The sequence below is a fragment of the Vibrio sp. 2132-1 genome (genome assembly GCF_033344315.1).
Genome location: NZ_JAWPON010000363.1, coordinates 1 through 686 on the forward strand (window position 1 = coordinate 1; position 686 = coordinate 686).

Consider the following 686-nt stretch of genomic DNA (forward strand, 5'->3'; position numbering starts at 1 on the left):
TATCTTCAGGTTTCCTATCTCTACACGCTATTAGGGTGTTTGCCTTATCGAATAAAACCAACAAGTGTGATAACTTGCGCGCGGTTTAAATGTAATTGGTTGTATTAATGAAGAAAACAATACGTGTAGTAGGTGTGGCATCTTTACTGTGCTGTCAGTCGGTTAATGCGATGAGCGAAAAAGACTGGGACGTTCTAACGGATATTGGCACTTACGGTTTAGTGGCAACCGCTGCAGCTGTGCCAGCTTATAAAGGCGATTGGGAAGGGTTCTGGCAAGCAGGATTGAGCATTGGCACGGCTTCTGGTGTTGGTTTGATTGGTAAAAAGACCATCGATGCAGAACGCCCAGATAAAAGTGACAACGACAGCTTTCCATCCAACCACACTGCAAACGCATTTGCTTCTGCGACCAACCTTTACTTGCGTTATGGATGGGAAGCCGGACTTCCTGCATACAGCATGGCAGCGTTAGTGGGCGTCGGCCGTGTTGAAGCCAAGAAACACTACTGGCGAGCCGTGTTGGAAGGCGCGGCTTTAGGCACGTTGAGCGCTTATATTTTTACTGATGCGTATGACGAAAATGTACAGCTTGTACCTTGGGTGACCAGTGAGGATGCGGGTATCTCTATCACTTATCGTTGGTAAGGATATGAGTTAGATATATGAATCGAATGAAAAAGCCTC

The 686-nt window shown here is 46.4% G+C and carries 1 protein-coding gene; it reads left to right on the forward strand.

Annotated elements, in window-relative coordinates:
* Positions 1–107: 107 nt before the first annotated feature.
* Entirely contained in the window at positions 108–647 is a 540-nt protein-coding gene (locus R8N47_RS25435; RefSeq protein WP_318186135.1) for a phosphatase PAP2 family protein, read from the forward strand.
* Positions 648–686 lie beyond the last annotated feature (39 nt).